The sequence below is a fragment of the Citrobacter sp. Cu231 genome (assembly GCF_030332265.1).
Lineage (GTDB): Bacteria > Pseudomonadota > Gammaproteobacteria > Enterobacterales > Enterobacteriaceae > Citrobacter > Citrobacter meridianamericanus.
The window spans coordinates 251,976-278,896 of record NZ_JAOWIE010000032.1 but is presented as its reverse complement, the minus strand read 5'-3'; the positions used below and the strand labels follow the sequence as shown (position 1 = coordinate 278,896).

Genomic DNA, 26,921 nt, shown 5'->3' with positions numbered 1-26,921 from the left:
TGTTTGTATAAAAATAAATCTATGAGGTTATGGTCATGAGCCAGAAAACCCTGTTTACAAAGTCTGCTCTCGCAGTCGCAGTGGCAATTATCTCCACACAGGCCTGGTCTGCAGGCTTTCAGTTAAACGAATTTTCTTCCTCTGGCCTTGGCCGGGCATATTCGGGTGAAGGCGCTATTGCAGATGATGCAGGCAACGCCAGTCGCAACCCGGCGCTGATTATGATGTTCGATCGCCCTACTTTTTCTGCGGGTGCGGTGTATATCGATCCAGACGTTAATATTTCCGGTAAATCGCCATACACCGGACGCAGCACCGATGCGGACAACATCGCGCCTACGGCGTGGGTTCCTAATGCTCACTTCGTGATGCCTATCAACGAACAGTTTGGTTGGGGGGCGTCTGTCACGTCAAACTATGGCCTGGCAACTGAATTTAACGATAGTTACATCGTCGGCGAATACGGCGGGAAGACCGATCTTAAAACGGTCAACCTGAACCTGAGTGGTGCTTACCGTCTGAATGATAGCTGGAGCTTTGGTGTCGGTTTTAATGCCGTCTATGCCGATGCAAAAATCGAGCGTTATTCCGGCGAACAAACGGCTGCATTGCCGAAAGTCAGCCAGAAAATCGCCAGCCTGAAAGGTGATGAATGGGGTTATGGCTGGAACGCCTGTATTTTGTACGAGCTGGATAAAAATAACCGCTACGGTTTAACGTATCGTTCCGAAGTCAAAATCGACTTCGATGGCGATTACAAGAGCGGCATCCGCACCCAGGCAAACGTGTTACCTGGTGCAGGCACGGCGTTCCCTTGGGGAACAACCAATGCCACCGTCCCGGGTTCTTTGACGCTTAACCTGCCGGAAATGTGGGAACTGTCGGGTTACAACCGCATCGCTCCACAGTGGGCTATTCACTACAGCATGGCTTACACCAGCTGGAGTCAGTTCCAGGAGCTGAAAGCAACCGGCACCAACGGGAAGACGCTGTTCTATAAAGAAGAAGGCTTCAAAGATTCTTACCGCATCGCGCTGGGTACCACTTACTACATGGATAAAAGCTGGGCCTTCCGTACCGGTATTGCCTATGACGATAGCCCGGTTCCTGCAAGCAAGCGTTCCATATCCATTCCGGACCAGGATCGTCTGTGGCTGAGTGCGGGTACGACTTACGCATTCAATGATGACGCGTCTATTGACGTTGGCGTTTCTTATATGCACGGCCAGAAAGTGACCGTAAAAGAAGGCCCATATACTTTCGATTCTGAAGGTAAAGCCTGGCTGTTCGGTACCAACTTCAACTACGCATTCTGATTTTCTTCAGATATAAAAAAGGTGAGCTTTTTAGCTCACCTTTTTCTTTTCATCTTTCCTTACTCGGAATCGATCTCTTTTAATTCATCCTGAATTGCTTGCGCGTTCGGATTTTCTTCTGGTTTGAGTTTCCCGCCGTTCGCAATAAAGTCATGACGCTGGAAGTAAGCTTCACGCACCATAATGTAAGGATCGGAAGACTGACGCAGCAGACCGTCGGAATCAAGCAACTGCGCGCGGGTTTCAATACCTTCAACCGTCCACTTACCTATCGACAACGGCCAGGTGAGCCAGGAGAGTACTGGATACAGCGTATCCACCATATCACCACCATCATCACGTAGCGTAAAGCTGCCGTAGAACGGAAGCTGCATATACGGTCCGTAACCCACGTCATAGTGGCCTAACGTACTACCAAAACGGTGTGGCTCAACGCGTTGCAACTTCGGATTTGCCATACCCGCCACATCGATAAATCCGCCCATACCTAACAGGGTGTTGAGGAAGAAACGGGTAAAATGGACCATCCCTTGATAAGGGTCACCTTGCAGGAAGTAGTTGACCATCACGGCCGGTTCTTCAAGGTTGCCAGTAAAGTTGCTCAAACCGTTACGTGCCGGCTGCGGAACATAATCACGCCATGCTACTGCTACCGGTCGAACAACATAGGGATCCAATACATTAAAGTTGAAGTTGTACATGGTGCGGTTGAACCCTTCAAATGGGTCCGAACGCCCTTGTTGTTCATTACCGGAGCTCGCACACCCCACCAACAGTGTGGTTCCCAGCGCAAGCGCCGACAGGCGAAGCTTCATAAGTGTCTCCCTGTGTATTATGGCTATCGCTGATTGCCATCCATGACGGAACAATGACGTATCCGCCTGTTTAGATGTGAGCGATTGTAACAGCACGTCAAACGATGTCTATATACCCGGTCTTACTGATTTGATCATAGCCTGGTAATGCACACCGCGCGGTGTTGCTATTTTAACTAAGCCGATAAAAACAAACGTTACCATTTTTGCTATCTCAGACTTTCTCCCGCTGATTTTCGCATAAAAGCCGCTACGCTTTAGCAATACGTGCTAATTCAGGATTCGGTTATGAATGACATTGAAAAAGAAAAAATTGATCGACACAGCGACGAACTTCAGGTCGAAAGTGATGAAAAGTTAGAAGGTAAAAAGATTGAGGTCGATGAGGACCGACTCCCCTCCCGCGCCATGGCGATCCATGAACATATCCGCCAGGATGGGGAGAAAGAGATGGAACGCGACGCAATGGCTCTACTGTGGTCAGCCATCGCTGCCGGACTGTCAATGGGAGCCTCGCTACTGGCTAAGGGGATTTTTCATGTGCAGCTTGAAGATGTGCCTGGAGGATTTTTACTGGAAAATCTTGGTTATACCTTCGGCTTTATTATTGTCATCATGGCCCGCCAACAGCTCTTTACCGAAAATACCGTCACCGCCGTGCTCCCGGTTATGCAAAACCCTACCCTTGGAAATTTTGGTCTGTTGATGCGCCTGTGGAGCGTGGTGCTGCTGGGTAATATCATTGGCACCGGGGTCGCTGCATGGGCGTTTGAACATATGCCGATTTTTGATGAAGAGACTCGCGATGCTTTTGTCAAAATCGGCATGGATGTGATGAAAAATACGCCAATGGAGATGTTTTCCAACGCCATCATTTCTGGCTGGTTGATTGCCACGATGGTATGGATGTTTCCTGCCGCCGGTGCAGCAAAAATTGTGGTTATTATTCTAATGACCTGGCTGATTGCGCTGGGGGATACCACGCACATCGTCGTCGGCTCAGTGGAAATTCTCTATCTGGTCTTTAACGGCACGCTGCACTGGAGTGATTTCCTCTGGCCCTTTGCGCTACCCACACTCGCAGGGAATATCTGCGGCGGGACGTTTATCTTCGCGCTGATGAGCCACGCACAGATCCGTAATGATATGAGCAACAAGCGCAAGGAAGAAGCCAGATTGCAAGCAAAGCGGGATGAGCAAGAGCAGAAAAACCAAAAAAAACAGGCCTGAATGGTGACTGTTTGAGCAGTTGGGCGGCCCGAGGCTTACCGTCGTGGGTAAAAAACGCTATACTCGTGCCGCTTCGTCCCCTTAGTTAAATGGATATAACGAGCCCCTCCTAAGGGCTAGTTGCAGGTTCGATTCCTGCAGGGGACACTTATCACTAACTTGTCGGTTTCGATGACACAGCAAAGTATCCCTTAATGACGTCTTTGCTTAAGCTTTTTGTATATACTTTGCACGCTTAAAGCGTATTGTTTTCTCTTTAAGTTTTGTTGCTCATTAATTTTGAAGCCAGCATTATAAGCGCCTACAGCCTGCCATGAGTATCCCCAGCGTTTGAAAGCTATGGAAAGATAGTAAGCACCCGTATAAATATTTAAACAACTGTTATGATAGAGTTTTTGAGGTGTAATACCAAACGTTGCTAAATGAGAGAAATTTTGTGAGTGAATTTGCATCATTCCTACGGCATACTCGGTTGATGATACAATATTCATGGCTTTGCCCCGCCAGGAGGACTCCCTGAAAGCAATAGCACGTAATAAATCGGGATCTATTCGATAATACCTACCAGCACGATCAAAACAATCCCGAGACAAAGCAGGGAGAGAAATCAGCAGCGAACCTATAAAAAAAGTTATTATCATCCCTGAAAAACCACGGCTCATTTTTACTCCTTTTTACTAGCAAATTGACTTAGATTAGAGCTGCTAAGCACGATAACTCCTTGAACATATTGACGTTACATATTGGAGGTCACAATAATTTATAATCGAACTCTACGGTAAATTTATTAAACTCAGTTCAATTGGCCGAAAGTTAACGTAAGGCAAACGTTATGGCTGCGGATACAATAAACTTGTGCATTCATCAAGGCGATCCAGCGCAGTAATGAGTTGTTGGCTAGCCTCTTCTACATCATGCAATACTCGTTTCAGTTCTTCAGGGGTAAACGTTTTAAGCTTGCGTCTGAAAAGATTATTACTGGTCTCATGAACAAGGTGATGACAGGCGTCGAGTTCCCGAAAACCAGGCAACGTACGAAAACGACGGAGACCTTCGCCATGTATCCATAGCCCTAAGGTGCACTCTCGCTCATCAGAAACAATATTATTATGTTGCTCTGTCAACAAAGCGATATACAACCTGTCACGCCATTGATAGTGCTGTACTTTAAGAAGTGCAAATAATAACTTGTCCGCCGCAAGAGCCAACCCCGACGCAACACGACTTAGATTCTCCTGAGTAAAACCCGTTTGTTGGTACTGCTCACGTGCCAGCTTTAATAACTGGCTATGTTCAGTTTTGTAATTATCTTGCTGGGTATCTTTAGCAAGATGATTAACAAGGCGATACTGACGGTTTAGGACAAGAGTAAGTGACTGAGATTCTTCCCTACAGTGCGATGCCGAATGCAACATACTTTCGCGTAAGCGAAAACTCTTCTCCGATGTATAATGCACATGGGCAAATTTTGTTACAGCACTGGAGCGAATATGATCGAGGACAATGTCACGTAGTTCAGATGTAAACATGGAAAAATCCTTCATATACTTCACTGAAAGCCTTTTCACTACCAGAAACTGGATAATAAATCCCTTTAAAAAATTACAATAAATTTATTTGTACAGCATGTATCATGCCAGCAACAAATCGGAAGTTAAAAACTGATTACCATTTCATAGAAATAACAGGCGCTGCGAACAACGCCCTTAACTCAATCAACAGTATTAAATACTGTCAAAGAAATGGACGATTTGTTCCTGTACAAGTGCAGACCTTTTCTGGAAATTCCCCGTCAACTCGCATTTCGCAGCGTCAACACCTTCAGCGATATACATATCAACAACTTCCTGCACACAACAATGGAAATCATGATGCAATTTCATTAGTTCCTGAAATTCAGACATACTGCCATATTGGTTTTGACCAACTGTATGCAGCCACTGTCCTAACTCACACCTATCATCCATCCCAAGTTCATTAAGATTGGTAACAGTATCGGTGCCATTGATTATTGCAATTAACTTATCACGCCAGCGACAATGCGCATCCAATGCCGACTTAACATTAAAACCATGATTTTGAATGTCGCCATCTGTATACATTATGGAGATTAGGTTAGCCTCAACATCAGAGATATTACGTTTAAGCAAAGCAAGATTTGCACGCTCACGGCTTGCTACCAGGTAAATGAAGATATCTTTCATCCCTCGGCAAGGATACAACAGTTGATATTCGTCATCAGTCGTAATGAGTATATCCAGCACATCATCGTTAACTTCTAATAGTTTGATTGTTTTAAGCTCTGCTCGCATCACCCGTATAGAACAGTCGATAAGCGCATCACCATCTTTTAATAAACCGACAGAAGCCAGTTTCATCCCACTATTCATATCAACAAATGCAACATAACTAACTGAACTATCAGGGCGCAATTGTTCTAAAACATTGTCAAATTTGTTCATAAATTCAGGCTCCTTTATAACACTTTTTGATGATGCAATTTCTTGTTTGATAAATATTCGACTCAAAAATTTTAAAATCATTATAATTGCCGTAAGCAGCCCTCAATTTATATACCCATAAACAAAAGATGCCGCTTAAATTATTAAGGCACGATCATGTCTGATTTATTGATGAATTTTAAACCACCCGGTTCATTACTAAATATACTGGTTATCGCATCCTTCAGAGCAGAGTAGTCAGTAGCAACAAAGGCGCCATCTTCTCCAACGCAGTTCTTCTTCCAATCATATATTATTGAACTAGTTTGAAAGTCATTTACAATTGAGACAAAATAGATTTTAACTTCTTTAGTATTTTTTGAGTTGTTTTTTACACCATCCATTATTTTTTGGCATACTGCAGGCGTTCGAAATTTAAAGGCAACAGTTTGCTGCTCACCATATTCCTCACCATCTGTTACAACAATTATAATTTTCCGCGGGTTTTCTCCCTTAGCCACCTCTCGGGCAGAATAAAGCAGTCCAGCAACTATATCTGTACCAGCACCATCCATTGGCCACATTGACTGAAACTTATCAATCTCTGATTTATCAGATGATAACCCTATAACATATGCATTTTGTCTCACTTCACTTAAGTATCTAGAATAATAATTATCCGAACGCCCATAGGGGTACCCTTGAGGGATACTTTTATCTGGCCCCCATGCAGGAATTACGCCTGCAAAATTAAATCCCGTCAAGCATATTTGTTTAAAGGGATTACCCATGTCAAAACTGGAAAAAGGTCTCTCAAATTTATTATCCTTTTTCTCATCGAATAAAAAAGACTCATCTACAGTACCAGCGTAATCAATAGTTGTATCATTGGCAAAAGATTGACTTTTCATATCATTTATCAAAGGATGGAAATAGTCTTGCATTATCTGACTATAATTTTGTATTTCAATATAATTAGATGATGAGACAGCACTTACTTCTTTAATAGCTTCACAAGATAATGGATTAGAGTGTAGTTTCCCTGAGGATACAGAACTATCATATGATGTGTTAGATGTGCAAAATTTTTTGTAATTGACTCCTGCTGCATTGATATAATTAGAATAATATTCATAACGTTTAAGATCAAGATAGCTTCTGATAACGTCTTCTCGATCTGGACCAGATGTATTATTCCCAGAAGAAGTCCAGTCTGTTTTTTTATTAGCCCAGAAAGCATGATCAATATCATACTTGTTTTTAAACTTATAGGGGGTAGCACATCCTATACGATCACCGCCAGCCTCATTTTTTTCTTCCAGTTTGACCGGTATCCCAATATCAAAGGGAACAATAGCAATTTTTGACTTTGACTTTTCATTAGCAATTTGGGATGACAAATCATTAACTACGTCCCGTAAAACCTGAATTCGTAACTTTCCATCGGGTGTCCGTCCAAGCATAGAACCAGAAAAATCGACTGCGAAAGCGATATCGCTCTCAATATTTACCTCACCGATTGTTTTACGCACAATGCCATTGTTTTCATCAGCAATGATAGGTACATCTTTATTAAATCCAGGCAATGCCCTGCTGATTCCATCAATGATGGGGTGTGCAATTATTTTTGCAGTAGCCACATATTCAATAGAGTTAACTTTTGTTGAATCATCCGGATCAACATCAATATTAGCTGAGACAGCAAGCGTTGATTCGTCGAGTTCTTTGCTCGGAATATAATAATTAATATAACTTTTCACCAATTCTTTACCTTCAATTTTTTCAGGTTCAGTGGTGAGGTTGGAATTTGTGGAAGCTACCGCAAAACTTCCCTGAGATAAGGCATCTGCAAGACGTGCTCTTTTAATCAAAAAGCGTGAACCATCAATGCCTAAGGAAAAAGTTGCAATCAGCACAGGAAGAATGATAGCAAACATTATTGAGACACCTGCGTTACCACCCCGGATAAAGCGGCGAATATGAAACTTATTATACATTTTCATCACTATCACCTGTATGCTTATCTTGGAATAACAATGTTACTAACTGAAATAGTGTCTGCAATAATGCCAGTACTGGACAACGCATTCAAAAACAGACTATTTCTTCCTTTTGTACATAATGTGACCTGATATAGCGGGGCCCACTTTCCTTTATCTTCAGTTTCCTGCATCCACGGTGACATCTTGTAAACCTCAGCACTATTAATATCAAATGCCCCTTTACAATTTTGTTGCGCCACCGCGCCACTATTGGCAGCCTCATAAATATCTCTCGACTTCGTGGCATCTAAAATTTTGCCCGTTTTTGTGGAGGTATCAGAGAAATGAACCGTTTGCACCCTGACGCTGACAGTGCCCTTTAAAGCATCGGAACCAAGTAATAAGTCCACCGTTTTTTGAATATTTTTCACATCTTCAGACTCAACAACAAGGTTATTGGCATATAACGTACTGCGTTCTCTCAACATGGATGACATAGAATTACTTAATCTGGCAAGTTTACTTTCAGCTGAGAAATGAAAAGTAAAATCAATCAGCATAAGACCCAGTAAAACGATGATGGGAAATACAAAAGCAAACTCAACTGTGGCGCTTGCCTGGCTCTTCTGCCAAAAAAAACGCTTATACTCTGTTGGGCTCTTGTACATAAACTATATTCCGTTCAAATATTGATGAGAAAAAACCAGTGCCAAAAAAAAAGAAAACGGGATGATAATTATATTTAAATGAATATACTGACAAAAAATGGTCTGTAGTAGTCGCCCCCGTAATACAACTATCACTTAGCAAGTCAGGTATATTTTTACAATGCTTAACGGTTACGGATATTTCGCTTCCACTGTAGAGCAAAGGCCAATTGCGTGCACTTGTTTTTATATTTTGTTCGAATGCTTCTGAATGATTAGTTACAGTACTATCCAACGAGATATATCGTCCAGATTCAGCAAGCACTACATCTAAAGCCGATGTCAAATACATAACACGACACAACTCTATGATAAATAATATAGACACAAGGAATGGAATAATGACTAATGACAGCTCAACGGCGATCGCGCCGTCTTCACCTTTAATTTTTTTTATCATGCGCATTAAGGTGTGCAATCAAGCCTCCTTAAAAGGTTAATAAGTTCATGAAGTAGCCACAACCTATTGCTATGCCATAAGGTAGCGTTTTATATTTTCCGTACAAGCGCGGAGTAATTAGCATCAGGATAGCCATCACTCCACCAATAACAGAGGTCAATAAGAGGAATGCAGGTAAATTCACCCCGGGAATTGATAGTGATAAAGCAAAACATAGTTTTGCATCACCTGCCCCCCATATATTAAACACACTTAAGACAAATCCAACTATCAGAATTAGAGATGCTGATACATAAGATACATTAATATCTGAAAACACATTCAAAAATAGACTAACAGCAATGATAATCAACGGCACGCTGTTATATATTTTCCTGACCTTGATATCAGTATAAATACCATACAGTATTGTGCATATAATGATTGAATATCCAATGCCTGTAATCACCATCATTTCCTACCTTTACGGGGAAATCTTTTAACATTTTTTCTCCCCATAACTTTTGGCTTTTCCATAATAATAGATACAGATTTTTCAGGAAGTTCATCAAACGAGGTCGACATCGGTATATTGAGTATATTCATGTATTTTATAACAGACTCAACAATCATAGTCATACGATCGCAAAGAACAGGCGAATGACCAATAAAGTTTGATGCAATATCAGACTTTACTAATAAAAATGCAAACTCAATCAATTGGTCAGTTTGTGCTGTAGTATATCCCTTTTGAGTTCCTATTTTCTGCCATGTGCTTAGATTATCAGAAACTAAAGAAATATAAGTCTGTATTTGGTCCTGAATTAATTCATTACGATTATCAAGCACAGGTTTTAACGGAATATATTCGGAGATAATATCTGCGGCGACTAATTCCATTGAGAGCCTGAAAACTAATACACTATTCATTTATTAAATCCTTAACTATCCGTTATTGAATCAACTCTTTAACTTCATCAACTAATTTTTGCATCATCCAAAGAGCCTGGCCCAAAGAATCAATCTCACCTGAAACGGCCATCAGAACAACATCCAGTTGATTACCAGAGATAAGATAGATAAATACCGAGCGTTTACCATTATTCAGATATAGATACTGATATCCTGGGGCACCAATCTCTCTTAATATTGCTGAACCTATAGATTGCAGAGAACTCGACATAGCTGAGACTTTTCGAATAATCTCTTCACCGCCCTGATCAAGCACAGAAGATATTTCAAAACCATCTACTGTTGAAAGCACGAGGTTCTGTATATCTGGGAATTTACTTACATAATTATTCAATGTCTTATCAATCTGTTCTTTAAGAGCAGAATCTACAAAACTTTTGTCGTTATCACTTATCTTCTCTTGCTTTTCATCAAGAGGTTGAAGAACGACCTCAGGCTCTATTATTTGCTCAGGATGGCCTTCTACACTTGCACTTTTATCCTTATCTGAGCTAACTGTAAACTTCAATGGAAAAGGAAGTCCATTCTTCATAACTACCTCCTGATTTGCTTTAATAACACACTTAATACTGATACAACGGCATCTTTATTTCTGGCATCTATCCAGAGTATTGGGGACAAAATATTTTCCTTTTGGATAGCCTCTTTTAATTTCGATAATGCCTCAAGATTCAGCAAATCACTTTTTACAACAGCAATAACTGTAGGAAGCATAATCCGCTCACAGTCAGAACTCGTAGCGGTTGTATAATAATGAATATCCTCAATAGCGAATTTATCAGTTGCATCTATCATTAAAATAAGACCAGAGCAACCTTGCTGTAGAATTTCCCATGAAAAGGAGAATCTGGATTGCCCAGGAACACCATATAAACGCAATCGGCACTGACCAGCACGATCTTCCACAAGTAGATCCCCATAATCCAGGCCCACTGTCGTTTCTTTTTTTTCGTCAGAGGCCATAAATGACATGGCCACATCCGTTGAAACGACATTAATCTGGCTTGCAGAATTTATGGCCGTTGTTTTTGCCGAACCACTACGGCCTATAAATAAAACTTTATAATCATCCATATCTTTTATATTCAGTATAGGGTACGTGAAGCGAGTATTAAATTGATTCTACAGAAGATTCAACATCCATAACCTTACGACGTGCTAATGCCAGGTTACTTTCGCGTTTGTCTAACACAAGATAAATAAATACAGATTCAACTTTCTGTAAAGGACGCAAAATGTGGTATTGTTTTTCCAGCGTAATAAGAATATCCTCAATCGTTTCATTCAAACCAAGGAGTTTGATTGTTTTGAGCTTCGCCTTCAACACATCGGTATTGCCTGCTGCTGCGATCTCAATATCAATACCTGTGCCCACATGACCTAAGATCATTCCATTACGCGTATCAACTACGGCAGCGCAAACTGCGCCATCAAGTTCCATTAGATTTTCAAGTGAATCACTTAACTTACTCATAAACAACTCCTACTTTGGTTTAACTACGCCTCAATAAGGCTTAGAAAATAATATCTAATACTAATCGATTACTAGATATGGATGATTTTGGTGAAATATAAGCCCTAACCTGTTTCACGACGCGCTTGGCATTAAATGTCAGATATAAGTCGTCACCGCGCTGCTGTATTGAAACATCATTTAATGACTTAGTGTATTTTTTAATATTACGAGTTAAATCGGCCATTTTTTTGTTTGTTTTTATATTTTTCAAAACAAACTCAACATGATTATCACGCCCACCAGTTACTTTCTCTCCCTTAATAAAGGAAGATGAAATAAACACCAGACGAACAAATTTACCATGTTCACCTATCACAATATTCTCCACCTGACCAGGGCCATCTGGTGATACGGCAACTTCTCGTGGAGCAATATTTTTATTTTCAGTTAGCACCTTAGTGTTATCTTCGCTCGCATTCAACAAACTTGAATTATTCTTTTTTGGTTGTTCGATAACACCTTGTGCTGAAACTTTCACACCGACGTCTGGCGACTTGCGTTCAGGAATCGTAGTCATAATACCATCAAGATCGGCAATTAAGCGTTGAGATGAGCCCTCCAGATTATTTTGCCGGATTAGCATATCTGCTGTGCTATAGTCGTTAAGCTTAACAAGTGTAAAAATCAGATTATGAACAATTTTTGGCGAATTATAACCTCTGGAATACAGGGGCATTAAATAAGATCTCGCGAGATTGTAATCCTTTTCTACAATAGCGATCATTGCCAGGTTATTATTTACAATATCCTCAGCAACAAACAAATTTCTTGCTTTTTCAAAACTTTCCTTCGCGTTTTCTAAATCGCCTAAATGTGCAAGGATTACACCTTTGAGGTTATAAGCCTCTCCCATTTTAGGATTTATTTTTATCGCTTCATCTATTTGCCTTAATGCGATCTCATCATGGCCAAGAGTGCTATTATTTTGTGCCGACAATAGCAAAGACTCATCCGTAGGAGAAGAACTTACCAACTCTTTAAGACAATTCTGCGAGGATTCATAATCTTCAATTTTGTTATAAACTTCACAGAGTTTCAGTCTAACTTCAGGTGTGTCATTCTTGCTAAGCTGTTCGCGATAAAATGCGATAAGTCCTTTATAGTTATTAACTTTTGTTAAGATAAATTCTCGTTCTTTATTATCAAGGTTGGTTTGTGAACTACACCCTACGAGTAACAAAGAAATTACTAAAACGCTTAACTTCCCCATATTGCCATCATCCTGATAAATCCGGGACCTGCTACGATCGCAAGTATCGGAAACATAATAAATAAAATCATCGGAGCCGCCATTTTAGCGGATAAACTAGCAACCTTTTCTTCAACGGATAAAAGCTGCATCTCTCGCATCTCCTTAGATAACTCAACAAGCACGGTACTGATTGATGCCCCATAAGTGATACTTTGTTGCAACGTGGTACAAAACATTCGTACCTCGGCGCTGGGAACTTCCTCATACAATTGGTCAAGCGCACTAACTATGCCACTCACCTCAATTTTAATAGCAGTTCTTTCTAATAAACTTGCGATATCGCTATTAATAAATTGGATGTTTTTCGAAATGTAAATTAAAGCATTCTCTATGGTCATTCCAGATTGAACACAGATAGACATAATATCTATAACATAAGGTAAATCGACATTTATTTTCTTTGTCTTTTTTTTCATTACATAATTCTTTATTCTTGGAGGAATAAGAATCACTAATACTAATGCCACACCAATAATTATAGCCTGTGTTTGTTTATCATATTTAAGTATACCAAGCGCACCGAGAATAAAAATAAGTAACGAAAAAGCAATCACTATACCGAATTTCAAAAAAATATTAGAATCTAAAAAATCAAAAAAAGTCACTGTCTTACTTGTTTTACGATAAATTTTTTCAATATTTGAAACTAACTCTTCATTTTTGGCGACGATATTACCCTGTCTTCCCAGTACAGAGGAAATTTTCTTTGTTTTTTTGTTTTTAGTCAACAAATACAAAAAAGCAAAAAATAAAGATACCACAAAAAAATACAGGACATATAAGGACATTTGTTATGTCTCCATAGTTTTAAACAGCTTTATTCATCATATTCCATATGATCGCAAGTCCAAGACAAACGCTTCCAACAGCATAATACAAAATATATTTCCCTGACTCATGATTTATTAATATATCAAAATTCTCAGGACTTAAAAAATTCAGGACAAAGATAAAACCGACAGGGATCATAGCCAATACTTTTACTGACATTCTGGCTTCAGACGTCATCGTCAGCTTCTTGCGGTCGGTAATTTTTGCATCCGATATCTGTTTAGCTAAACGAGTCATTACTTCCCTGACCTGGCCTCCCCCATTAATGTTTATCATTACAGCGAGAATGAAGAAATAATACTCACGATAGGGTAAACGTTCATATGAATCCATTAACACAGTATTGACATCCTCACCAATACTAAGTCTGCGAGATACAATCTTAAGCTCAGGGCCGACTACTTCACCACTTAACTTATTACCACACTGGGTAATCCCTACCACTATTGAATTTCCAGAGCTAATAGAGCTATTGATGATATTCAGCGCCTCCGAAAATTCAATTTCAAATAATGCCCTTTGTTTTTTTTGACTTGATTTGTAATGAACATAATTCAGCATTATGAGTAAGAGTAAGGACGCGATGATGATATTAAACTTTAAATAAACAAAGTTAATATAAACACCTGCCAAAAACAACCCGATAAACAAGAAAGCATCTTTTGGCTTCATGTTACGGTACGTTGATTTCACGCTTCTGACGTCCCCCGTTATAGCTTGCTTTAAGCGTTCAAACAGCTGGCTATTCCAGCTATTTTTTTTGGTGGTAATATGGAAACGTTGTTGACCGCCATCCAGTTTTTTTACTTTTTTGTAATAAATGAGCACCGCCATAAAATTCACAGTACCAAGAACTACAAGTATAATAAAAAAAAGTGTCATTGAATCTGACTCCCAAATAATTCGTTCAAGGCATCAGTCATACCATAGATAACACCCTGACGGTAAACGACAGATCGTTTCAAAAGACCATTAAACTTATAAACCCCCTGAATCCTACCATTCGCATCTCTTTGAGATGAAGCTTCGAATGTGAATATATCCTGGATAATAATATTTTCCCCCTCCATCCCCATTACCTCAGATATATTCATAACCTTTCGCGAGCCATCCGGCATACGTGAAACCTGAATAATCAGATGTATCGCCGATGAAATATTTCTCCTGATAGCCATCAACGGCAAGGACGCACTTGCCATCATCACCATACTTTCCAGACGTGCTATGGCATCGCGCGGCGAGTTGGCGTGTAGAGTTGACATTGAACCATCGTGACCGGTGTTCATCGCCTGCAGCATCTCGAATGCCTCCTCACCACGACATTCGCCGACAATAATACGGTCGGGCCGCATACGGAGCGAGTTTATAACCAGTGAACGCATTGGGATCATCCCCTGCTGCTCCGCGCCGGCCATACGCGTTTCCATACGTACCACATGTGGTTTAATCAGACGGAGTTCAGCCGCATCTTCCAGAGTGATGATACGTTCTGTTTCACCAATATATTGCGATAATGCGTTCAGCAACGTTGTTTTTCCGGAACCGGTACCGCCGGATATAATAATATTGACTTTGCAACTGGCAGCAATAACCAGGAAGTTGGCCATCATTTCATCCATACTTCCATAGTTAATTAAGTCACCTAACGTTTTTTTGCCTTTACCAAATTTACGAATTGAAATCGATGTGCCATCAAGAGTAATTGGCGCAATAACAACGTTTAAACGACTACCATCAGGTAAACGGGCATCAACCAGTGGCTGCGAGTCATCAACGCGACGCCCAACCTTAGAAACCAGGCGCCGGGCAATCTCTGTCAACTGCTGGTTACTGAGAAAAAACGTACCAACCTTTTCCAGTCGCCCGCTGCGTTCGACAAATATCTGTTCTGGTCCATTAACGAGAATATCGCTAACGGAATCATCTTCCATTAAATCTCGTAATGGTCCATAGCCAGAAATTTCATCAGCCACGAGTTTAATGAGTTCCAGCCGAAGTTGAGTAGATAAATATTGACCTATCTCAGCAGATACCCGCTGTAAAATATCACTTATCTCTGTTTCCAGTGCTGTTCTATCATCCTTTATCGCATCAATACGATCCAGGTCCAGTTTCTTAAGAATATTTTCCCTAAATATTCTTAATGATGATAGTTCATTAGGTCCCATTTAGCCTCTACAACCTCTATTTTTTACTAAATCGATTGATAATACTGGACAAATTAAATGTTTTTTTATTTTGTTTAATTTCTATTTTTTCACGTCCCAGGATCGCTGCCGATAATTGAAGCGCACGCTGCGAGAAAATATCATTCTCTTTCCGACTTTGATAATAGGGGAGTATTGTACAAATCTCTTTACCCAAATAATCCACAATATCTTCATTAGAGAATTTTTGCTTGTTATCAGCAACATTATACTCATTAATGCTAATGATGATTTTTCGTTTTATAACATCATTCTTTTGTCGCTCAAACCTTGCATACTCATCCAGCACTCTTTTGGCTGTTCTGAAAGATGAAAAATTTCGGCCAAGAACTAAAACGATAGTATTCGAATTTTTAAATATTAACTCTAAATTTTCTGCGGAAATTGCACAAGCGTTATGGTCAAACAAAGCGATATTAAAGTGATTGAATACTGGGTCGCTATAATTTAATGTCTCATTTACTGATTCCATTTTTATCGAGCGATTATCAGAGATTTTTTGCACTTTACTATCTGAAGCATCAATTTCATTACCTGAGATTAAGTCGAAATCTTTACTACCAGTAGCCCCCTGAATCAAAAGACAAGGCGCAGTTGTGAAATTATTCAGTGACATCAAAACTTCGTTGCTGATAGTAGAGGTACCGCATCCCCCTTTACATCCCAGAATACTTATACGTAGCGTCGACTTATCGGCGCTTTGTACCTGAGATTTTAAGATAACATTTGGTAATTCATTAACTTGCGTATTGATGTAAAGATATTTACTGCCACTTTTTTCTAAGGTTTTGGCAAATGCAATGGAATCAGTATTACCGATCAGTACATAATAAACATCATAAGGAACAATCAAAGACGTTACTTCATTAATCACATTAATGTCGTTTTCATCTTCAATATCCAGGATCATCCAACCTGCATCTTTGGTATCCTGATCGTCAAGATATTCATTAACTGCAACTTCCTTTTGCACAATGCTGCTTATATTGTGCATCATCAGCACATTTTTAACATCGAGCTGGATCTTTTGATTCCGTGAAACTAAAACCACCTTGCTTCTGTCAAGAACCACCCGATTACTGTCTTCTTTAGTTTCTGTATCCGTTGTTGTGCTAAACAGTCTCATATTAAATCCCCTTATTTAGCAAAGCCAACTTGATCAAGAAACTGAGCGGTATCCGTATTTAATCGATCGCTGCGCGTTTTTTCATCAACGCCAGTGTTAAAGAACAATCTGGTTGATGACGTTTTATTAAACTTAGGTAACGCTATTTTTTCACCAGATGACATAGGCTTCACCAAATTAACCGTTGCGAATACGACTAATTCTGTCTTGCTGCGCTCACTTCCAGCACGACGACCTAATGCCCCCAAAACCGGGATGTCACCAATGAAAGGTACCTTGGTTAAAGTTTCAAGATCGGATTCATTCAACAAACCACCAATTGCAAAACTATCCCCGTCACCTAATTCAATCGTTGAATTCGATTTACGCGTTTTCAGCGTTGGAATTTGGTAGGTATTGTAAGCATATGTACCCGTTACGCTACTAACTTCGTTAGAGATAAAAAGCTTAATTTTATTTTTTCTCTCAACCTTAGCAGCAATGTTAAGACGAATACCGTATTCTTTGTAAGTGACTGTTGTCGCATCACGATCCTGCATCAGGATCGGAATTTCCCCACCGACGAGAAAGTTAGCTGATTCTCCTGATAAAACAGTCAGGTTTGGTTGTGCAAGTACTCTGGCAATTTTATCATTATGCACTGCATTAATAAGAGTACTGATATTTCTGGCATCAAACCCGTTTTTGAAACCTAACAGATTGAACGTTCCTGCTGAGTTTGCCGTCGTCCCCCCGCCCATCATGCTGTCGAGAGTTAAACTACTCCATTCGATTCCCAGGTTATCGGTAAATTCTTTTGTCACCTCTACCACAGTCAATTTTACGTTGACCTGATTCGATGATGGCAGTTCGATACGATTAATAATATTGTCATAGGTTTTGTAGCTGGCAAAAGGAATCTTGTCACTTTTAACCATCATATTACTGCCACCAACACCGTTGCTACTGGTATCGTCTGCCTCAACTTTTTTCTCTTCTGCAGATGTCCCGACTAAACTTCCAACCAGTTGATATACACCATCTTTGATTTCTTCACTTGGTGCAGTACCTGATAAGATATAAGAAGCCTTGCCACCATTATCGTTAAAACGCTTAATGATAACATTACTACCCGGATATTCCTGTCTGATACGCTGGGAAAGCTCCGGTAATAATGGATCAACACCGAGACTGACGTTATAAATAACCTTCGAATTAGCGCCGTATACCGATATTTCAGCGGTACCTACCTTTTTACCATACAACACCACAGCCTTATTACTGATAACCTTATAGTCAGCAATCTCGGGCGATGAAATAAAAACAGTTTTAATAGGCTCACTGGTTTTAATCTGCTTTGACATGCCCGGCTTTATATACATTTGTTCTGCAAGGCTTATTGAACTTATAAAGACAGTTGAGAACAATACACTTACTTGCCATAAAAAAGTGGTCAGACGCATTAGATTATCCTTTTTCAATTTACAGAACTATCACATCGATTAAGCGCTTATCCGCGTAATTCAGTTACACCATCTCGGGCAGGACCATCGCTCAGGCCCGGTGCAGGATAATTGCCTTCAGGTAAGTAAGGAGCATCATCAGCCCAATTACTTTCTTGTAACAGCAACAAATTATCCAGTGTCAGTTCTTGTTGATCTTTATCACTCGCCGGGAATAAGACTAATTTAGTTCCTGTTTCTAACCCTTTCAGGATCTTCACATCATCGTTGTTCAGCTCAACGATTACCTGACTACCTTCGGCAATCGTATAAATGCCGTCTTTCTCTTTGCGTTTTGCTTTATTAATAGCAAGGACTCGTTTATTAGAAATAACTTTTTTTAAGCTACGACCAGTAACGGACGTGGGAGGTGAAACGATACTTTCCTTCATATCCCGACTAATTTCTCGACCATATATCAAATAGATATCTACGCCAGTTCCGGTTTTCACATTGTCGAGAAGATAATTTTCATTACTCTGTAAGGTAAATGTATAGACAACATTTCCAGGCAACAAGAAAAGCTCAAAGTATTCTGTCGTACCGGGTTTGGCAACATCATTAAGCGTAATCATCGTATCTTTACTGAGATCCGACTTCAACGCCCAACCAGTGATATTTTCCAGTCCTTCGATCGCTTTTTTCTCTGCAGCGGTGACTTCGCTTTCCTTTTTCCTTATCGCGTTAATGCGATAATCGTCAGTGGTTAAAATTTTACCACGAGTTAAATCTTTAATAACCTCGACGCGTTTAACTTCAATCGTTGGCTCTTCTGGCTTAGCTTGAGTTAATGGCTGGACCTCCGTGTCCGGCGCATTATTACTGAAAATAAAAATACCGACAATACCGACTAAAATCATCAAAATATAGATAATGACGAGTTTCCGCTTCATTCTAATCCCTTAATACTTAAATAATTAAAACCTTTCTAAAAAAGAAAGTTTAGTCAAATATTCTCAGTGTTCTTAAAATCTACTTATGCAAAAATTTTACGGAGTTGCTCCGCCACCATTTATCATTGATGTAATTTTTGTCTGAAGTGTAGTAAACGTAGTGTTTAACATCTCCCGCACAGGTCCACTTGAACCGAAGATAAACAGGACCACTGCAGCTACACCTGCCACCACAATTGCATACTCAACAGCGGTTACGCCTTCTTCTTTTTTGAAAAAGTCTTTTACGCTATTTTTTATGTATACTTCGGCACCACAATATGCCTTAAGTAAGGTATTATTTAACATATTTTTCTTCCTTTGAAAGAAATTTAAAAAACCAGTAAGAGCTTGCCCTTCTGACGTTTACTGTAATCAGTCTCAGGCAACTGAGACTCTTTCCTACATTACCGCTTTCCCCTACAACCTTTTTTTAACAACGAAGCGATTTGCCATCTGCTTTTGATTGATATTGGGTTAAGAAGTATCCTTTGCTCACTATTGCCGTGTAAGTTACCTGCTGAATTTTTATAACATTTTTTCTTTTCATAGCTACCGCACGGATTTTGTATTTCACAGAATCCAATAACTTACTTTCTGAATAAAAGGTACAATCGCCCCTGGCAAAAATGCCTTTTAAATACACTTAATAATTGAGGCTAAATAAAAATTTAACTTTACTAACAGTTTTAATACAGCCATCCCTATCAAATTAATGACTTCTGTCCTGTTATCCCGAACTGCATTCGAGTTCATCCTGTACATACGGGTAAATTCGTAACACAATCTGGTTTACGTCCTGCAGCCTGCGGTATTTCACCGACAAATGACTCTGAGATACACCGTTGCGTTCACATGCTTCCCGCCGCGACAGCCCATTAACCAGTACTTCTTCCAGCGCCAGCACCATTCGTGGATTACTGATGCTGCACAACACCATCAGCAATCGCAAATGACGAATATCCACCATCCCTGGTTGTAAATTACCTGGAATGGAATAACGCCTCTGATAATATTCATTACGCATCAGCATCCCCATAATCTTCTAACCCTGCTTCCCATTCTTTGATGAATTACTGGTGACTACGCGACAACTCTCATCTGGCATGTCATCGGGCGGTCTGAAGGTACCGGCCCCTCTTTCAAAGATAATGAGGCGATAAAGTCCCGCGGATGACCGGAAATTCTCAGTTCTTGTATAATCCGACTGCGATAGTGATATACCAATTTGTCGCTGCGGTTCAGACGCTTCCCCACCTCTTGTGCGGAGATCCCTCGTGACAACCATTCAGTTGCAACCTGCGCGCAGAGCCCTGAACCAATTCTTTCTGTCAGACGCCCGCACAACCATCGTTCCACGTGATTAAGGAGTATTGCATCACTCATTCGTCCCGGACATTCTGTCGAACAGGCCGCGGAGCTATATGTGCCCGCAAATTGCAGATCTGTCATGCAAGAACCGATCAACGCCCCCGGATATCCCGCCAATAGGCTGTCGTATTCACGTAGCCAAATATTGCCAAACCAAGAGGCTACCGCCCGGTCAGAGAATAATATTCGTGACTGTGTGATAACCACCGGCAATGCCGGATGCAAGCGACGAATATGGCATAGCAGACCGACATAATCCCTGGCAGGGATATCCAGAACAATAATATCGGGAACTTCAGTGCTTTTCGTACTTAAACGAGAAAATAAAGTTCTAAGATCTCCTGTAGTCTCTACATAAATTTCTTTTCCGCAAGCAGAATGCCCGCACAAATATTTCAATGCGATTGTTTTTGCCCACTCCGTGGAATAAACAATTGCACGTTGCAGAGCTTTTGATGTTTTCTCAGCACACATCCCAGGCAACCTCCTGTTGTCATGTACAAAAATACTGACAGGCCAGTTCTTTGTTACAAATATTCTTAAACAAATACTTAATGGGTAAAAACCAATAAAATCGATCGATAAGATCTTGAAAACTAATCAATACTACAAAACATTAGTCATACACTCAAATACAAAACTTTAAATAATTGATGTTTCTATTTTTTTGTTTTTTGTCAAAAGCCATACAATTCATGTAATTAAGAATAATAATTACAATTTTTATATAATTTATATAAAATAAATAAAAAACCATTATTACAGCAAGTTAAATTATGTACTTCCCCTTCCTGTAAATCGAAGCTTAAGATATTACGCTTAGGATTAATTAATCAAACTTATGTATTAGCAATCGCATACATTTCGTTAATGTCTTAACTTTGACTTTTTTCAGACAATTTCAAACAGCATGGCCGTTCAATGAAGTGAGATTTCATCCAGGTCATCCGATGAGATACTTAAAATTAAGGAAAAAATTGTTACAAGCTAGAGAAAATTGCAGAGATCCCTGCAAGGTTTGAGTTGATAGCGGACTCAGTACACTATAGATGTCGCCTGTTCGCACACCTCGACTCTTACATAGCGTGTAGCCAACCAACATCAGGGTGGGACGGTTTGATGAATTACGACATCGCCTATTACTATGTCCAAAAAGTAAAACGGTGCGTCATCGCAGGGTTAGCAGTAGTGCGTAGATCCAGTAAAGCAAGGCAATTTTGCCCTCAGATCACAATGACACTCATAGCCTGCATACATTAATATCATTATTTATCATATATTTAATATGCTTTTGAGATGAGCCATAACTTTTAATGTCTATACCTAAGTACTCTGCAGCCCCCCTGGAAAGGGTCTGTCAGACAAGTCGCTCATGTTCATTCATTAATTAGCCAGGCGATAAAACGGCACGTTTCTCACGGTTGCAGTCAGGTTATCGGACACACTCTTCTGTCCTGTAGCTATCCGCATCCCTGCTTTTCTTAGCCTCAGTACATCAGCAGCAATACGTTGGCTGCCAAACCAGAAGAGTCCATCCAGAGCAGTGACATCAAGACCCGATTCCAGCGCCAGCTTCAGACGTTCACGCGGTGCTTTCACTACTTTAGCAATCTGCTGATACGGCGCTTCGTTTAAGCCTGTGGGATCAATGCGCCGGATACGATGCGAGAGACGGTATTGGAATTCATTCGGTATTCCGCCAAGGCTCGCTTTCAGACTGTATACGCAGCCAAAGCGTTTGCCGTTAAAGAGGACGTTTTTCTGGCTAAGCTGTAGCTCATCACGCACGCTGGCGATCAGTTGCGGGGTGCGGAGTAGCAACAAGCGAAAGGGCAGCTCAAAGCTGGTCACATAGTCCACATTCAATAAAGCAATACGCAGACGCTCTTCCGAACCTGCCTTCATTTCCCGACATTCAGCAATAACATCAGCCCACTGACCGGTAAGACGAGAACTCTCAGCAGCCTCAGTAAAGCTGTACTTTTCAGTCTGATAATCAATACGTTCGGTCACACGGAATTCCTTTCTGGTCAAATATCGGTAAGGGTTGCTCACTTTACCAGCGACAGAATGCAACCGGAAGCCTGCTGGTAGAAGTCACCAGAGTGCCCGGCATCCGCAGTGACTTCAACCGTGACAACATAATGAATATTGATTGAACTCATATACTTAAAGGCTGCCACACTGGTAATCTCGCAAGATTCATTGTTTCATCGATTTATCACCAACGATGCCAGTACGGTTCACTATTTTGCCAATGATAAAGCGACCCTGAGCCGTAACAAGGCTGAACTTGCAGGTAAACCTGATTTTCGTATTCAGGAACAGTGGCAGGTCAGCATCAAAACCGGCCAGAAAGTCACCGTAACCATCAGACTTTCCCACTCTTTTCAGATTAGTGTGCTATCGATCTTGAAGCGCCAGCTTTTACTCAGCACCGCGGAGATAAAGAAACTGATAGATGAAGGCCATATTAGTGGTATTACGATGAAAGAACTCAAATCCCGAAAACGAATGACAGGATATTTGGATTTTCAGCTGTCAGCAGTCACATTATATGCTCGGCGAAAAGTTGTTCTGGGCCAACGTTAACAGTATGAAGCTCACAATAAGATTGTGAGATTTAACCGGCCCGGGATGTTGTCTGGGTCGGTTAAACGGTGTCATGTCAAACCACAAAACGGTTAACTAAATCCTTCATAGTCACCGACAGATTGTCCAGGCGCTGGCTGTCGCTCGCGGCCTGAGAAACCAACGCCGCGTTTTGCTGCGTGACCTGCTCCATAGGCCGTAATGCCAGGTTTATCTGGGATACTCCTTGCGACTGTTCCGTCGCCACGCGAGCAATATCCGCAATATATTGCTTCATACTGGTGGTATTGTCTGCCGCAGCTTCCAGCGCGGTAGCTGATGCCGTAACCCGCTCAACGCCCTCACTGATTTTGACCATATTTTGCGCAACGAGCTCGCGGATCTGGTTAGCTTCTTTGGCGCAACGCTGCGAAAGATTCCGCACCTCACTGGCCACGACCGCAAATCCCCTCCCCATCTCTCCTGCGCGAGCAGCTTCCACTGCGGCATTCAGCGCCAGCAAGTTGGTCTGAAACGAAATATCGTCAATTGACGTCACAATATTCGAGATTTTCTCACTGGAAGCGCGAATATCTCCCATACTTTGATTTGCCGCGCTGGCGACGTAACTGGCCTGCCGAACCTCTTTTTCCAACCTGACTGTCAGATGCTCTGCGTCCCGGGCATTATCCGCCGTTTGCGTTATCGAGGTAGATAGTTGTTCCATGCTGGCTACAGCCTGTACGATTGATGCAGCCTGTTCATCTGTACGATGGGCAAGATCCTGATTACCCGCCGTAATACTGCTGCTGGCATCAGACAAAACTACGGAGCCTTGTTTAATCTCCTGGACTATATGCTGAATACTTTCCAGCATCGTGTTGTAGGCGCGATTAAGTGACGAAAGCTCATCTTTCCCCGGGGTCGACAGTCGTTGAGTCAGATCGCCGTTCATGCCCGCAATCTTGCGTAGCGTTTCACTGAATTGACGATGCATATTGATTGCGATTGCCCCAGCGAACGTCAGTGATGCCAGTAATGCTAACATGCTGACAACCATATACGTTTGCCAGTTTTTTCGTGCGTCCTGTGCAAGTTTTTCCGCATTCGCCAACAGAAGATTCGCCGTGACATTTTCTATCTGCCGCATCACTTCAATACGCTGGGTTTGTACCTTAAACCAGACGGTAGGATCGACATCAAATCCACCATTCACTGCATGGTTAAACGCGGTTTCGCGCAATGAGAGCGCTTTTGACGCTTCTGGTGACTGCAGGCGGCTTTGCAACATGGTCGCCTGTTCAGGTGTGCTCAGGCGTAACGATTGTGCCAACCAGACATTCTGTTTACTGACGACATCACTGAGTTGATGTAACTGCCCTACGGCAAAATGACCGGAAGAAAAGATATTTGACAACAACGCGCGTTCAATACCTGCTTGTTCTTTTAAATTCAGCAAGTTGTAGTAGGCGGCAAATGCGTTCGCCATCTCGCCTGAATCCGTCAACTGCCCCAGTCGGCCCACAAAACTCAACACATCAGCAATGACATTAGTATAAAACGTAACCACATCGGATGCCGGAAGACCTAATTGCGTGACGTTTTCCCGGATGGTGGCTAGGGATAGAATGTTTTTCTTAAACGTGGCAACAGAAGCAGCGACATCCCCTTCAGGCAAAGCAGTATCGGACAGTGTACGCACAAAGACCTCGATCTCGCGATCGGTTAAAGCCCGCTGTACGTTTAATTCATCTTTAAACGTCTTCCCTTTAGCCCCCAGAAATCCGACGCTCATTCCGCGTTCTTTTTGCAATTCATGCACCACATTTCCAGCACTTCGTGCAAGCGCTGTTAGCTGGGCAATATTCTCCATCTGTCGTTCTGTTTCTATACGCGCCAATATTCCCGAACCTGCAAACCAACATAACGCCAATAACAGTGGTTGTAGCGCGATAATTAACTTCATTTTCATCGGCATTCGATAAACCCACCACATGTCACATCCCTCCATTAACCATATTTTCATCATGGTTATCGGCATCAAACAGCCTCTCTTTAAAATCCCCTATGAGGCAAGTGATTGTTTTTAGGCCTAATATTCACCAGCATACCTCTATTGGACTATATTGATCAGAATTAATGTTTGATTTATGTGGATAATGCAAAATTATATATCAGCATTGAGAGTAATATAGATTATTATTTTATTCTTGTTGCGCGGTTATCCGTTCGATACAGGCACAGACATCCGGTTTATCTCGTGTTCCCTTAACCAATGATCAAAAGAGCAGTAATTTAATTGATGCAATACACAATACACTTTGCAAAGTGCTATTATCATTCTGCATTAAGATTATTATATTAAATATTCAACTAGAGAAAAATACATTCAAATCAACTAATTATTAGCATAATGAATTACTATTGGCAAATCCGAACAACATTTATATTGAATTAAAAAATAAGTTATCTAACATAATTATTGCTTATCACTAATCTATAAGAGAATAAACTTATGAAAAAACTCAGTATTATTGCACTGTTAGGTTCAGCATTAGCATTTTCAGCATATGCCGCTGAACAAATCTCACCAGAACAAGCCAGCAAATATACAAAAATAGGAGAACTTAGCGTAACTGAAGACGGCTTTACAATGACAGATGACGGGCTCAGCAAAAAGGTGGATGAAAAGGGTGGCAAATACTATGTAATTACCTCAATTGAAGGGCAATCGGAACACAAAACGATCAATGCTGATATTTATAAATAAACCATAATAGAAATAAGTCATTACCAATTTGCACCGCCATGATTACTTGACCCTCCCTAAACAGGAGAGTCAAGTAATTGCATGTAATTATTGTTTTTCGTTGAATTTATTTAAGGAGATAATATGCCCAGAATTTATATCTCTGGAAAACTGACGTATATCGCCTTCTGCGCGATGACACTCTTGCTATCAGGCTGTACCTCCATTCCTTCATCAATTAAAGGTAATGGCCAACCAGACCTGCAGAAAGATTTTCTAAAACTGAAGCAAACTCCCAATCTCTATGTAGGACAGCAAGCGCGACTGGGTGGACTGGTTATCAATGTCGTTAACCAACCGCATGAAACGTTGCTCGAAATAGCGGTACTACCGCTTAATTATAATGCGAAACCAGAAATCGGGACACCATATCAAGGACGATTATTAGCCCGGAGTTCAACTTTTCTCGACCCTGTTAATTTCCGCAATCACTATGTTACCGTTTTGGGTAACCTGACCGGGAGCCGTTCTGGTCGGGTCGGTAATTCCAGTTACCCATTTGTTACAATGAATATTCTTGGGTATCAGGTATGGCAGGAAGAAACACGTATTATGCCAGCACCGGGTTTTGATTACGGTATTGGACCCGTTTGGCCTGCCGACTGGAATGGTATGATGTATCCTGGCTGGGGATGGTACGATCCGCCGCTGCAAGTGGAAAAGACGCTATCTCCTTAAGTTTCGGTACCTCCCCCTTCATAACCTCGTCTCCATTCAATGCCTGGATGGCCCACGTTTCCGGGCATTATCAGTAATCATCCATTAATTATCTTGTTAAAGATGAATAAAAAAAGCTGGCGAATCCATCGCCAGCAAAAGTCTGTAAAGGAGTCTCGAGTTTGTCACCAATACAAGTGACATAGTAATCCTAATACTCTGGCAGATACACAACAAGTTACTCTTATATAAATTAATCCTGGATAAGATAAAACATAATATCTCATAGTAATACCTAAGGAGTATTTGTAACACCAGGATTATTC

28 protein-coding genes, 1 tRNA gene and 1 pseudogene are annotated in these 26,921 nt (G+C 41.0%); 6 read left to right on the top strand and 24 right to left on the bottom strand.

Features of this window, described 5'->3' with window-relative positions; translation table 11 throughout:
* Positions 1 to 35 precede the first annotated feature (35 nt).
* Positions 36 to 1,316 carry a long-chain fatty acid transporter FadL gene (fadL, locus tag OGY15_RS07860; protein WP_286538904.1) on the top strand — a complete coding sequence of 427 codons (1,281 nt, stop codon included), beginning with the start codon at positions 36 to 38 and terminating at the stop codon, positions 1,314 to 1,316.
* Positions 1,317 to 1,375: 59 nt separating this feature from the next.
* Here the strand turns inward: fadL and mlaA are convergent, their stop codons facing one another.
* Positions 1,376 to 2,131: a phospholipid-binding lipoprotein MlaA gene (gene mlaA / locus OGY15_RS07855; protein ID WP_151219954.1), complete on the bottom strand. Its 756-nt coding sequence runs from the start codon at positions 2,129 to 2,131 to the stop codon at positions 1,376 to 1,378.
* Between the two features lie 288 nt (positions 2,132 to 2,419).
* Here mlaA and OGY15_RS07850 point away from each other — a divergent pair, with 288 nt between their 5' ends.
* Both OGY15_RS07850 and OGY15_RS07845 read left to right on the top strand, forming a co-directional pair.
* The gene (locus OGY15_RS07850; RefSeq protein ID WP_286538903.1) at positions 2,420 to 3,361 is read left to right on the top strand and encodes a formate/nitrite transporter family protein; all 942 of its coding nucleotides are present in this window, start codon (positions 2,420 to 2,422) and stop codon (positions 3,359 to 3,361) included.
* A 75-nt stretch (positions 3,362 to 3,436) separates the two neighbouring features.
* Positions 3,437 to 3,508 (top strand) — tRNA-Arg (locus OGY15_RS07845).
* A gap of 44 nt (positions 3,509 to 3,552) precedes the next feature.
* On the opposite strand, the gene OGY15_RS07840 is transcribed toward OGY15_RS07845, so the two are convergent.
* From OGY15_RS07840 to OGY15_RS07735, 22 genes are all read right to left on the bottom strand, one after another.
* Positions 3,553 to 4,023, bottom strand: a complete 471-nt coding sequence (locus OGY15_RS07840; protein ID WP_370608056.1) for a transglycosylase SLT domain-containing protein — start codon at positions 4,021 to 4,023, stop codon at positions 3,553 to 3,555.
* Positions 4,024 to 4,191: 168 nt separating this feature from the next.
* Entirely contained in the window at positions 4,192 to 4,890 is a 699-nt protein-coding gene (locus tag OGY15_RS07835) for a CZB domain-containing protein (RefSeq protein ID WP_187258651.1), read from the bottom strand.
* Positions 4,891 to 5,085: 195 nt separating this feature from the next.
* Positions 5,086 to 5,823, bottom strand: a complete 738-nt coding sequence (locus OGY15_RS07830) for a CZB domain-containing protein (protein WP_286538902.1) — start codon at positions 5,821 to 5,823, stop codon at positions 5,086 to 5,088.
* 143 nt (positions 5,824 to 5,966) lie between these two features.
* The gene (locus OGY15_RS07825) at positions 5,967 to 7,805 is read right to left on the bottom strand and encodes a pilus assembly protein (protein WP_286538901.1); all 1,839 of its coding nucleotides are present in this window, start codon (positions 7,803 to 7,805) and stop codon (positions 5,967 to 5,969) included.
* A gap of 17 nt (positions 7,806 to 7,822) precedes the next feature.
* On the bottom strand, positions 7,823 to 8,452 hold the full coding sequence (gene tadF / locus OGY15_RS07820; RefSeq protein ID WP_278237767.1) for a tight adherence pilus pseudopilin TadF: 630 nt from the start codon (positions 8,450 to 8,452) through the stop codon (positions 7,823 to 7,825).
* Positions 8,427 to 8,909, bottom strand: coding sequence for a TadE/TadG family type IV pilus assembly protein (locus OGY15_RS07815; RefSeq protein WP_187258648.1), 483 nt, complete (start codon positions 8,907 to 8,909; stop codon positions 8,427 to 8,429). The genes tadF and OGY15_RS07815 overlap by 26 nt, the downstream gene beginning before the upstream one ends.
* A 10-nt stretch (positions 8,910 to 8,919) precedes the next feature.
* Positions 8,920 to 9,345: an A24 family peptidase gene (locus OGY15_RS07810; protein ID WP_151219962.1), complete on the bottom strand. Its 426-nt coding sequence runs from the start codon at positions 9,343 to 9,345 to the stop codon at positions 8,920 to 8,922.
* Entirely contained in the window at positions 9,342 to 9,800 is a 459-nt protein-coding gene (locus OGY15_RS07805; protein WP_151219963.1) for a hypothetical protein, read from the bottom strand. Before OGY15_RS07805 ends, OGY15_RS07810 begins: the two co-directional genes overlap by 4 nt.
* A gap of 22 nt (positions 9,801 to 9,822) precedes the next feature.
* On the bottom strand, positions 9,823 to 10,374 hold the full coding sequence (locus OGY15_RS07800) for a roadblock/LC7 domain-containing protein (protein ID WP_151224781.1): 552 nt from the start codon (positions 10,372 to 10,374) through the stop codon (positions 9,823 to 9,825).
* A 2-nt stretch (positions 10,375 to 10,376) separates the two neighbouring features.
* Complete coding sequence (locus tag OGY15_RS07795) at positions 10,377 to 10,916, bottom strand: GTP-binding protein (protein WP_151224782.1); 540 nt, start codon at positions 10,914 to 10,916, stop codon at positions 10,377 to 10,379.
* Positions 10,917 to 10,953: 37 nt separating this feature from the next.
* Positions 10,954 to 11,316, bottom strand: coding sequence for a hypothetical protein (locus OGY15_RS07790; protein WP_151217495.1), 363 nt, complete (start codon positions 11,314 to 11,316; stop codon positions 10,954 to 10,956).
* A 40-nt stretch (positions 11,317 to 11,356) separates the two neighbouring features.
* A complete protein-coding gene (locus tag OGY15_RS07785; RefSeq protein ID WP_286538900.1) occupies positions 11,357 to 12,568 on the bottom strand; it encodes a tetratricopeptide repeat protein in 1,212 nt (403 codons plus the stop codon).
* Positions 12,556 to 13,398: a type II secretion system F family protein gene (locus OGY15_RS07780; protein ID WP_210904520.1), complete on the bottom strand. Its 843-nt coding sequence runs from the start codon at positions 13,396 to 13,398 to the stop codon at positions 12,556 to 12,558. Before OGY15_RS07780 ends, OGY15_RS07785 begins: the two co-directional genes overlap by 13 nt.
* A 19-nt stretch (positions 13,399 to 13,417) precedes the next feature.
* A complete protein-coding gene (locus tag OGY15_RS07775; protein WP_286538899.1) occupies positions 13,418 to 14,275 on the bottom strand; it encodes a type II secretion system F family protein in 858 nt (285 codons plus the stop codon).
* A 44-nt stretch (positions 14,276 to 14,319) separates the two neighbouring features.
* Positions 14,320 to 15,609 carry a TadA family conjugal transfer-associated ATPase gene (locus OGY15_RS07770; protein WP_151224787.1) on the bottom strand — a complete coding sequence of 430 codons (1,290 nt, stop codon included), beginning with the start codon at positions 15,607 to 15,609 and terminating at the stop codon, positions 14,320 to 14,322.
* Between the two features lie 16 nt (positions 15,610 to 15,625).
* Positions 15,626 to 16,774 (bottom strand): CpaE/TadZ family protein, encoded by a 1,149-nt coding sequence (locus tag OGY15_RS07765; protein ID WP_252837802.1) that lies wholly within the window; start codon positions 16,772 to 16,774, stop codon positions 15,626 to 15,628.
* Between the two features lie 11 nt (positions 16,775 to 16,785).
* On the bottom strand, positions 16,786 to 18,216 hold the full coding sequence (locus OGY15_RS07760; protein WP_187253488.1) for a type II and III secretion system protein family protein: 1,431 nt from the start codon (positions 18,214 to 18,216) through the stop codon (positions 16,786 to 16,788).
* 47 nt (positions 18,217 to 18,263) lie between these two features.
* Positions 18,264 to 19,148, bottom strand: a complete 885-nt coding sequence (locus OGY15_RS07755; protein WP_210904516.1) for a hypothetical protein — start codon at positions 19,146 to 19,148, stop codon at positions 18,264 to 18,266.
* Positions 19,149 to 19,244: 96 nt separating this feature from the next.
* Positions 19,245 to 19,496 (bottom strand): Flp family type IVb pilin, encoded by a 252-nt coding sequence (locus OGY15_RS07750; RefSeq protein ID WP_151217512.1) that lies wholly within the window; start codon positions 19,494 to 19,496, stop codon positions 19,245 to 19,247.
* A 421-nt stretch (positions 19,497 to 19,917) separates the two neighbouring features.
* Entirely contained in the window at positions 19,918 to 20,214 is a 297-nt protein-coding gene (locus OGY15_RS07745; protein WP_187253491.1) for a PapB/FocB family fimbrial expression transcriptional regulator, read from the bottom strand.
* 56 nt (positions 20,215 to 20,270) lie between these two features.
* On the bottom strand, positions 20,271 to 21,032 hold the full coding sequence (locus tag OGY15_RS07740; RefSeq protein ID WP_151217515.1) for a response regulator: 762 nt from the start codon (positions 21,030 to 21,032) through the stop codon (positions 20,271 to 20,273).
* 909 nt (positions 21,033 to 21,941) lie between these two features.
* On the bottom strand, positions 21,942 to 22,571 hold the full coding sequence (locus OGY15_RS07735) for an ECs1377 family protein (protein ID WP_286538898.1): 630 nt from the start codon (positions 22,569 to 22,571) through the stop codon (positions 21,942 to 21,944).
* Between the two features lie 192 nt (positions 22,572 to 22,763).
* On the opposite strand from OGY15_RS07735, the pseudogene OGY15_RS07730 reads away from it, so the two are divergent.
* Positions 22,764 to 23,150, top strand: a pseudogene (locus tag OGY15_RS07730) (DUF1062 domain-containing protein); the annotation flags it as partial.
* A gap of 76 nt (positions 23,151 to 23,226) precedes the next feature.
* Here OGY15_RS07730 and OGY15_RS07725 read toward each other — a convergent pair.
* On the bottom strand, positions 23,227 to 25,125 hold the full coding sequence (locus tag OGY15_RS07725) for a methyl-accepting chemotaxis protein (protein ID WP_286538897.1): 1,899 nt from the start codon (positions 25,123 to 25,125) through the stop codon (positions 23,227 to 23,229).
* Between the two features lie 519 nt (positions 25,126 to 25,644).
* On the opposite strand from OGY15_RS07725, the gene OGY15_RS07720 reads away from it, so the two are divergent.
* Both OGY15_RS07720 and OGY15_RS07715 read left to right on the top strand, forming a co-directional pair.
* Positions 25,645 to 25,899 (top strand): YdgH/BhsA/McbA family protein, encoded by a 255-nt coding sequence (locus OGY15_RS07720; RefSeq protein ID WP_151217521.1) that lies wholly within the window; start codon positions 25,645 to 25,647, stop codon positions 25,897 to 25,899.
* Between the two features lie 123 nt (positions 25,900 to 26,022).
* The gene (locus OGY15_RS07715) at positions 26,023 to 26,616 is read left to right on the top strand and encodes a Slp family lipoprotein (RefSeq protein ID WP_151217523.1); all 594 of its coding nucleotides are present in this window, start codon (positions 26,023 to 26,025) and stop codon (positions 26,614 to 26,616) included.
* The last annotated feature ends 305 nt before the right edge of the window (positions 26,617 to 26,921 follow it).